General features: G+C 67.8%; 9 protein-coding genes. 4 read left to right on the top strand and 5 right to left on the bottom strand.

What is annotated here, in order from left to right; genetic code table 11:
- Positions 1 to 54 precede the first annotated feature (54 nt).
- From APY03_RS11060 to APY03_RS11045, 4 genes are read right to left on the bottom strand one after another with little or no spacing between them, the layout of a single operon-like run.
- Positions 55 to 1,287 carry a M20 family metallopeptidase gene (locus APY03_RS11060; RefSeq protein WP_068676744.1) on the bottom strand — a complete coding sequence of 411 codons (1,233 nt, stop codon included), beginning with the start codon at positions 1,285 to 1,287 and terminating at the stop codon, positions 55 to 57.
- A 1-nt stretch (position 1,288) separates the two neighbouring features.
- Positions 1,289 to 3,067 carry a 2-oxo-4-hydroxy-4-carboxy-5-ureidoimidazoline decarboxylase gene (gene uraD, locus APY03_RS11055; RefSeq protein WP_068676742.1) on the bottom strand — a complete coding sequence of 593 codons (1,779 nt, stop codon included), beginning with the start codon at positions 3,065 to 3,067 and terminating at the stop codon, positions 1,289 to 1,291.
- A 1-nt stretch (position 3,068) separates the two neighbouring features.
- A complete protein-coding gene (gene puuE, locus APY03_RS11050; protein ID WP_068676741.1) occupies positions 3,069 to 4,022 on the bottom strand; it encodes an allantoinase PuuE in 954 nt (317 codons plus the stop codon).
- 8 nt (positions 4,023 to 4,030) lie between these two features.
- A complete protein-coding gene (locus tag APY03_RS11045; RefSeq protein WP_068676740.1) occupies positions 4,031 to 4,708 on the bottom strand; it encodes a GntR family transcriptional regulator in 678 nt (225 codons plus the stop codon).
- Positions 4,709 to 4,795: 87 nt separating this feature from the next.
- On the opposite strand from APY03_RS11045, the gene uraH reads away from it, so the two are divergent.
- Positions 4,796 to 5,158, top strand: a complete 363-nt coding sequence (gene uraH, locus APY03_RS11040; RefSeq protein ID WP_068676738.1) for a hydroxyisourate hydrolase — start codon at positions 4,796 to 4,798, stop codon at positions 5,156 to 5,158.
- On the opposite strand, the gene APY03_RS11035 is transcribed toward uraH, so the two are convergent.
- The gene (locus tag APY03_RS11035) at positions 5,143 to 5,667 is read right to left on the bottom strand and encodes a hypothetical protein (RefSeq protein WP_068676736.1); all 525 of its coding nucleotides are present in this window, start codon (positions 5,665 to 5,667) and stop codon (positions 5,143 to 5,145) included. The two genes, uraH and APY03_RS11035, sit on opposite strands and share 16 nt — an antisense overlap.
- A 53-nt stretch (positions 5,668 to 5,720) precedes the next feature.
- Here APY03_RS11035 and xdhC point away from each other — a divergent pair, with 53 nt between their 5' ends.
- The 3 genes from xdhC to APY03_RS43600 all read left to right on the top strand — a co-directional run.
- Entirely contained in the window at positions 5,721 to 6,548 is an 828-nt protein-coding gene (gene xdhC / locus APY03_RS11030) for a xanthine dehydrogenase accessory protein XdhC (protein WP_068676733.1), read from the top strand.
- Between the two features lie 261 nt (positions 6,549 to 6,809).
- Positions 6,810 to 8,018 (top strand): urate hydroxylase PuuD, encoded by a 1,209-nt coding sequence (locus APY03_RS11025; protein WP_068676731.1) that lies wholly within the window; start codon positions 6,810 to 6,812, stop codon positions 8,016 to 8,018.
- 61 nt (positions 8,019 to 8,079) lie between these two features.
- Positions 8,080 to 8,882, top strand: an 803-nt coding sequence (locus APY03_RS43600; protein WP_232324229.1) for a glycerate kinase type-2 family protein, incomplete at its 3' end; no start/stop codon positions are given.

Raw genomic sequence — 8,882 nt, 5'->3', positions numbered from 1 at the left:
GCAACGGCAGCTGCTGAGCCGCTGCGCCAGCCGGATACGCCGGCACCGGCGCATTCAGGCCAGCAGGTCGTGCAGGGTCCGCGCGATCACCTTGGTTGCGCGCCGCAGGTCTTCCAGCACCAGGCGCTCGTCGCTGCGCTTGGCATGCGATTCGAGCACGCTGCGCGGGCCGGCGCCGTAGATCACGCCCGGGATGCCGGCTTCGGCATAGAGCCGCACGTCGGTGTAGAGCGGCGTGCCCATGGCCTTGATCGGCTCGCCGAAGATCACTTGGCCGTGCTTCTGGATCGCGTCGACGAGAGGCTTGTTGCCGGGCAGCGGCTTCATCGAATTGGCCAGCAGCAGGCGCTTGATGTCGACCGTGATGCCCGGCACCTGTGCCGCGGCATCGGCGATGACTTGGCGGATGGCGGCCTCGACCTCGGCCGGATGCTCCTCGGGGATCATGCGGCGGTCCAGCTTGAACGTCACCTTGCCGGGCACCACGTTGGTGTTGGTGCCGCCCTCGATGCGGCCCACGTTGAGGTAGGGATGCGTGATGCCCTCGACCTTCGACGTGACCTGCTGGTAGAGCGTGTTCTGCGCATAGAGCGCATTCAGGATGTGGACCGCGCCCTGCAGCGCATCGACGCCGGTGGCGGGCACGGCCGCGTGGGCCATCTTGCCGTGCACGGTGACTTCCATCTGCAGGCAGCCGTTGTGGGCCGTCACCACCTCGTAGCTGAAGCCGGCCGCGATCATCAGGTCGGGCTGGGTCAGGCCGTTCTTCAGCAGCCAGCCCGGGCCCAGGATGCCGCCGAATTCCTCGTCGTAGGTGAAGTGCAGCTCGACGCTGCCCTTGGCCGGCTTCGCCACCGCCTCCAGCGCGCGCAGCGCGAAGGTGAAGCTCGCGAAGTCGCTCTTGCTGACCGCCGCCGCGCGGCCGTAGAGGCGGCCGTCCTCGATCTCGCCGGCGTAGGGGTCGTGCGTCCAGCCTTCGCCGGGCGGGACCACGTCGCCGTGCGCGTTCAACGCCACCGTGGGACCTGCGCTGCCGTACTTGCGGCGCACGATCAGGTTGGTGATCGACTCCAGCCCGTAGTCCTTGACCTCCTGCGCGGGCACCGGATGCTTCTCGGCCACGAAGCCGAAGCCTTCCAGCAGCTCGGCCGTGCGCTCCGCATGGGGCGCGTTGTTGCCGGGCGGCGTGTCGGTGGGCACGCGCACCATCTGCTGGAGGAAGCGCACCTCCTCGTCGAAATGCGCGTCGATCCAGGCGTCGAGCCTGTCGTAGTCGTTGGTCGTCATGTCAGTGCGCTTTCTCGCTGGCCAAATTATCGAGCAGCAGTTGGAAGGCTTCGACCGCCAGCTGGATGTCGTTGTTGGTGCTCGATTCGAGCGGGTTGTGGCTGATGCCGGAATTGATGCCGCGCACGAAGAGCATGGCCTGCGGCATCACTTCGTGCAGCTTCATCGCGTCATGCCCTGCGCCGCTGGGCATGCGGTGCAGCGGCACGCCGAGCGCATCGACCGCCTTCTCCCAGCGCTGCTGCCAGTCCGGAGCGCTGGGCGCTGCGGAGGCCTTCATGCTCTCTTCGATCGTGTGGCGTACGCCGCGCCGCTCGCAGATCGCCACGAGCTCGGCCAGGACGTCGGCCGTCAGCTTGTCGCGCTGCGGGTTGTTGGGCGCGCGCATGTCCAGGCTGAACTTGCAGCGGCCCGGCACCACGTTGATCGAACCGCTGGGCACTTCCAGCATGCCGACGGTGGCGACCGAGTCGCCGTCCCTGGCGGCGCGCTTCTCGGCGTAGAGGATCAGCTCGGCCACGGCGGCGGCGGCATCGCGGCGGCGGTTCATCGGCGTGGTGCCGGCGTGGCTGGCCATGCCGATCACTTCGCCGACATAGCGCACGCCGCCGTTGATCGAGGTCACGATACCCAGCGGCAGGTCCAGCTCGGTCAGCACGGGGCCCTGCTCGATGTGCACCTCGACGAAGCCCAGGTATTTGGATGGGTCGCGCTTCAGCTTCGGGATGTCCTCTTCCTTCAGCCCGGCGATCGCGCGCGCCTCGCGCATGGTGATGCCGTCGGCGTCCTTCTGGTCCAGCCACTTCGGATCGAAATGCCCGGTCAGCGCGCCCGAGCCGAGGAAGGTGGCCTTGTAGCGCTGGCCTTCTTCTTCCGCGAAGCCGACGACCTCGAAGGCGAAGGGCAGGCGGCGGTTCTGGCGCTTGAGTTCGCGCACGCAGGCGATGGGCACGAAGATGCCCAGCCGCCCGTCGTACTTGCCGCCGTTGCGCACGGTGTCGTAGTGCGATCCGGTGAGCAGCGTCTTTGCATCCGGCGTGGTGCCCTCGTAGCGGCCGACCACATTGCCCACGGCATCGATCTCCACGCTGTCGAAGCCGGCGTCGCGCATGCAGCCTGCGATCTGCTGCGCGCAGGCGCGGTGCGCCTCGGTCAGGTAGGTGACGGTGAGTTGGCCTTTCTCGGCATAGCCGGGGTCGGTGTGCACCGAGAGCTGCTCGTGCCAGTCCCACACCAGATTACCGAGCGCGGGCGTGACGCCGAACTTGTCGTCCAGCCGGATCTCGGCAATGCGGTGGATGTTGCGCAGCGCCTCGCCGCGCTCGAAGTCCGCGGGGTGGTGCAGCCGGCGCTCGAAGGTGTCGATGATCTCGCGTTTGCCGAAGCCCGTGCCGCGCGGCCCGCGCACCGCGAGGATGAAGGGAAAGCCGAACTTGGCGTTGTAGCCGGCGTTGAGCTGCTGGATCTTCGCGAACTCCTCGGGCGTGCACTCGGTCAGGCCGGCCTTGCCTTGCTCGTGGGTGGACTCGGCCGTCAGCGTCTTGCTGACCATGGCCTTGCCGGCGAGTTCGGGGTGGGCGCGGATGAGGCCGAGCTGTTCGTCTTCCGGGGCGCTGGAGACCACCTGCACCAACGCATGCTTGAGGTGCGCGAGCGAGCGGAAGGGCCGTGCCGCGGCGGCGCGCTGCGCGATCCAGGGCGAATGCTCGTAGGTGCCGTCGAGCAGGGCCGCGAACTGGTCGGGCGCGGCGGCGTTGAGTTGTTCGATGCTCAGGGCCATGTCAGGCTCCCTTCGATTCGGTGTAGGGGTGCGCCGCCTTCCAGTGGCGCGCGATGTCGAGCCGGCGGCAGACCCAGACGCGATCGTGCTTGGCGATGTGGTCCAGGAAGCGCTGCAGCGCCGTGATGCGGCCGGGGCGTCCGAGCAGGCGGCAGTGCATGCCGATGCTCATCATCCTCGGCGCCTCGTCGCCCTCGGCGTAGAGCGCGTCGAAGCTGTCCTTCATGTACTGGAAGAAGGGGTCTGCATGCGAGTAGCCCTGCGGCAGCGCGAAGCGCATGTCGTTGCAGTCCAGCGTGTAGGGCACGATGAGCTGGGGCACCACCGTGCCATCGGTCTTCTGCACCTTCATCCAGAAAGGCAGGTCGTCGCCGTAGTAGTCGCTGTCGTACTCGAAGCCGCCGTAGTCGGCCACCAGGCGGCGCGTGCGGGGGCTGTCGCGGCCGGTGTACCAGCCCAGGGGTCTTTCGCCCGTGAGCTTCTCGATGGCCTGCATGCCCAGGCGCATGTGCTCGCGCTCGGCGGCCTCGTCCATGTTCTGGTAATGGATCCAGCGCCAGCCGTGGCAGGCGATCTCGTGGCCCAGTTCCTTGAAGGCGGCCGTCACCTCGGGGTGGCGCTCCAGCGCCATGCCGACGCCGAACACCGTGAGCGGCAGACCGCGTTTCTCGAACTCGCGCAGGATGCGCCAGACGCCGGCCCGCGAGCCGTACTCGTAGATGCCCTCCATGCTGATGTGCCGGTCCGGGTAGCTCGCCGGGTTGAACATCTCGGAAAGGAATTGCTCCGAGCCTGCGTCGCCGTGCAGCACGCTGTTCTCGCCGCCTTCCTCGTAGTTGAGGACGAACTGCACCGCGATGCGCGCCGCGCCGGGCCATTGCGCATGCGGCGGGTTGCGGCCGTAGCCGACCAGGTCGCGCGGATAGGGCAGGGTGGTGTCGTAGACGTTGCTCATGACGAGGATCAGGCGGCCAGTGCCACCGAGATGTCGTGCGTGGGGACCTTGCGGTCGAAAACGAGATTGGCCTCGACGTTCAGCAGGTGTTCGGTCATCAGCCGCACGGCGCGCTCCTCGTCCTTGGCGGCCAGCGCCTTCACGATGTCGGCATGCTCGTCGTTGGAATGCTCGGCCGCGCTCGCGCTCTGGTACATCAGCGTGATGAGGGCGCAGCGCGAGATCAGTTCGCCGAGGATCTGCGCCAGCACCTGGTTGCCCATCAGTTCGGCCATGCGCACGTGGAAGTCGCCCAGCAGTTCGGTGCGGCCCGAGACGTCTTCGCCCGAGACCGCGGCCTTCTCCAGCGCGACGTGCTCCCTGAGCGCCTTGATCTTGGCCGGCGTCACGCTGCGCACGAACTCGCGCGTCATCTCGGCCTCCAGCATGCGGCGCACGGCAAAGACTTGCTTGGCCTCGTCGACCTCGGGCGCCGCGACGAAGGCGCCGCGCGCGGGCTCGAGCCGGATCAGCTTGTTCTGCGAGAGCTGGAACAGCGCCTGCCGCACCAGGGTGCGCGAGACGCCGAAGTGATCGGCCAGCTTCTGCTCGGCCAGCTTGCTGCCCGGCTGCAGCCGGTGCTCCACGATGGCCTTGGTGAGCGCATCGACGATCGCGCGGGTGGTGGTCGAATCCATGTTTTTCATGATAGACCCAAAGCCGGGAAGTGTATACACTTTTGTCGACCGGAATTTCCCGAATGACCTGGAACGTCTTTCTGAAGGAGCATCACCATGGGCCTGAGCACCCACGTTCTCGACACCATGCACGGCGGCCCCGCGGCCGGCATGGAGGTCGCGCTTTACACCACCGAAGTCAGCGGGGAGGACGCCCGCGCCACACTGGTGAAGCGCTTCCGGCTCAACGCGGACGGCCGCAGCGATGGGCCGCTCTATGCCGACGGCGCGCTGAAGGCGGGCACCTACCGGCTGGTGTTCGACGTGGCGGGCTATTTCAAGTCACGCGGTGTGCAACTGCCCGAGCCGAATTTCCTGAATCGCGTGGCGCTGGATTTCGGTGTCGCGAATGCCGAGCAGCACTACCATGTGCCGCTCCTGGTGAGCCCTTGGAGCTACTCCACCTACCGCGGATCCTGAAACTGCGAGAGCTGTCCTTCGGTGAGCGTATCGAGCTGGAAATGCCCGCTCTTGTCCCACAGCCAGGTGTCGGTCCAGGTCAGCTTGCCGATGCGGCTCGCGGCCGGGTAGGGCGCTGCGCTCAGCACGGTGCGCTCGATCTCGGCGATCACTTCGGGGGCGTGCTTGGGCGCGCGCATCCAGTTCATTCCGGTCACGCGGCCGTTCGCATCGAGGCTGACCGAGAGCGTGCCGATGGCGTAGAGCAGCGGCGGCAGCTTGCCGGCGTAGATCCGGTTGCCGTTGCGTGCGTAGATGTGGCGGGCGGCGTCCTGCTTGTATTCGCGTGGGGTGCCGGCGTTCGAGGGGCGCGGGGCCGCGCCGGAGGCTTGGGCGGTCGCGCTGCTGAGCTGGCCGGGCACGGAGCCGGTCGATCCCGGAAGGCCACCGCAGCCGGCGAGGCCCAGGGCCATGGTCAGGGCGGCCGCGAAGGCGCGGCGCAGGGGCGTGGCGAGCAGCGTGAATGTCATGCTGGGATTTATACCGTGGGCGCAGGGCCCCGGCGCAACCGGAGGTTTCGCGGATGAACGGGATGGTCGACGAACTGCTGGCGCGCCTCGCGCGCGGCGAGGAGGGCGTGCTGGTGCGCGTCGAGAAGACGCAGGGCTCCGCGCCGCGCGAGGCCGGCACCTGGATGGCCGTGTGGGCCGATGGCCTCACCGCCACCATCGGCGGCGGGCAGCTGGAGTACCAGGCGACCGACGAGGCGCGCGGCTGGCTCCTCGGCGGCGCGGCGATCGAGGGCGTGCGGCGCTATCCGCTCGGCCCGAGCCTCGGCCAGTGCTGCGGCGGCGTGGTCTTCCTGTCGTACCGGCGCATCGCGGCGGCCGATGCGAAGGCGCTGCAGGCCGAGCTGCTGGCGCACCTGGAGCCGGTGGCCCTGTTCGGCGGCGGCCATGTGGGCGCGGCGCTCGCGCGGCTGCTGTCGACGCTGCCCTTCAAGGTGCGCTGGATCGACAGCCGCGACGGCGTGTTCCCCGATGCGCTGCCGGCGCAGATCGAGACCGAGCATTCCGATCCGGTGCAGGATGCGGTGGCCCAGCTCGCGCCCGGGTCGCGCGTGCTGATCATGAGCTTCAGCCATGCCGAGGACCTGGACATCGTCATCGCCTGCCTGAAGCGCCTGCGCGCGCGCAACGACCTGCCCTACGTGGGCCTGATCGGCAGCAAGACCAAGTGGGCCACCTTCGGCCACCGGCTGGAGGCGCGCGGATTCACGGCTGACGAGCTGGCGCGCATCACTTGCCCCATCGGCATACCGGGTATTGGGGGCAAGGAACCAGAGGTGATCGCGGTGGCGGTCGCGGCACAGCTACTGACACTCCCCCCCGGGTTGGCTCACTTCGTGTAGCCGCCCACCCCCTGCCGGGGGCAACACCAGCGGGCCGGCAAAGCCGGTTCCGCGGTGTTCCTGGAATGGGGCTTGCTTGCTATCGCTCAGGGTTTTCCAGCACGCCGTGCGAAGAAAAGCGCTCGATATCAATCGCAGAAGTGTATACACTCCAGTCCACAAGCCGCAGCGGAGCGAGGCCTTTCCAGGGGCCTGCGTTCGCGGCCTTTTCTCTGCTTACAGCGCCCGCAGTGGTGAGCAGTCCAAACCAAGGTTGAGCACATGGAAAGCTACTACCTCGACTGGGCCAATCTGCTGCTGCGCTGGGTCCACGTCATCACCGCCATCGCGTGGATCGGCGCCTCCTTCTACTTCGTGATGCTGGACAACAGCCTCGAGAAGCCGCAGGACAAGGAGTCCCTCGACAAGGGCGTCGGCGGCGAGCAGTGGGCAGTGCACGGCGGCGGCTTCTACAACATGCAGAAGTACGCGTTGGCGCCCAAGAGGCTGCCGGACCACCTGCACTGGTCCTACTGGGAAAGCTATTCCACCTGGATCAGCGGTTTCGCGCTCTTCACGATGTCCTATCTGTGGAACGCGAGCACCTACCTGATCGACAAGTCCAAGATGGACTGGCAGCCCGGCGCCGCCATCGGCGTGGCGCTGGCCTTCTTCGTCGTCTTCTGGATCGTCTACGACGGCATCTGCCAGATCTTCGGCCGGCGCAAGAACGGCGACACCATCGTCGGCGTGCTGGTGGCGGTCTTCATCGCCTTCGCCACCTGGCTGGCCTGCCAGTGGTTCGCCGGCCGCGCGGCCTTCCTGCTGGTGGGCGCAATGATGGCCACGACCATGAGCGGCAACGTGTTCTTCTGGATCATCCCGGGCCAGCGCAAGAACGTGCAGGCGCTGCGCGAGGGCCGGCCGGTGGACCCGGTCCACGGCGCCCGCGGCAAGCAGCGCAGCGTGCACAACACCTACTTCACGCTGCCGGTGCTGTTCGCGATGCTGAGCAACCACTACAGCTTCACCTACACGCACAAGTACAACTGGATCGTGCTGCTGCTGATCATGCTGGGCGGCGCGGCGATCCGGCAGTTCTTCGTGGTGCGGCACCGCTTCAAGCTGGGCAACGCCGGCAACCCGCTGCCCTATGCGATGGTCGGCGTGGTGGTGCTGGGCATGTCGATCGTGTGGATGCGGCCCGAGCCCGCCGCCGCGCCGATGGCCAGCGCCGCCGCCTCGCAGAAGGTGGCGTTCGGTGACGTCAAGAAGGTGCTGGAGCAGCGCTGCTACATGTGCCACGGCGCCCAGGTGCAGATGAAGAACGTGCGCCTCGACACACCCGACCAGGTGGCCGCGCATGCGCAGGGCGTCTACCAGCAGGCGGTCGTGACGAAGATCATGCCGATGAACAACTCGACCGGCATGACCGATGCCGAGCGTGCGCTGATCGCGAAGTGGTTCGAGGGCGGCGCGAAGACCAACTAGCGGGCCCTGGGGCGTGCCGCGGCGGGGGCGTGGACAATCCGGGCAACGGAGACTTGAAGCAATGAACTCATCCCAAGACCTGCCCGATCCGCACGCCGCGCCGCGCGATTTTCTCGAACGGCTCTACCAGATCGCGGTCCGGCGCGCGCTGCCGCTGGACAGCATGGGCGCCCACTTGCCCAAGCCACCCAAGGGCCGCACGCTGGTGCTCGGCGCCGGCAAGGCCGGCGGCTCGATGGCGCAGGCGCTGGAGGCGCTGTGGCCGGCCGATGCGCCGCTCTCGGGGCTGGTGGTCACGCGTTACGACCACATCCCGCCGCGGCCCGACGGGTTGGCGCAGCGCATCGAGATCGTCGAGGCCGCGCATCCGGTGCCGGACGAGGCTGGCCTGAAAGCGGCCGAGCGCATCCTTGCGCTGACGCAGGGCCTCACGGCCGACGACCTGGTGCTGTGCCTGATCTCCGGCGGCGGCTCGGCGCTGCTCACGCTCCCGGCCGAGGGGCTGACGCTGGCGGACAAGCAGCGCATCAACAAGCAGCTGCTCGAATCGGGCGCCCACATCGGCGAGATGAATTGCGTACGCAAGCACCTGTCGCGCATCAAGGGCGGACGGCTCGCCGCGGCCTGCCGGCCCGCAAAGGTGGTGACGCTCACCATCAGCGATGTACCCGGCGACGACCCGGCAGTGATCGCCAGCGGCCCCACGGTGCCCGATGCGACCACCTGCGCCGATGCGCTGGCCATCCTCGATCGCTATCGCATCGAGGTGCCGCCGGCCGTGCGTGCGCAGCTCGAGAGCGGCGCGCTCGAAACACCCAAGCCTCGTGATGCCGTGTTCAAGGGCCATGCCACGCACCTGATCGC

The sequence above is a fragment of the Variovorax sp. WDL1 genome (genome assembly GCF_001541225.1).
Classification (GTDB): domain Bacteria; phylum Pseudomonadota; class Gammaproteobacteria; order Burkholderiales; family Burkholderiaceae_C; genus Variovorax.
Note: the sequence above shows the minus strand (reverse complement) of the source record. Positions and strands in the feature narration are given on the sequence as shown.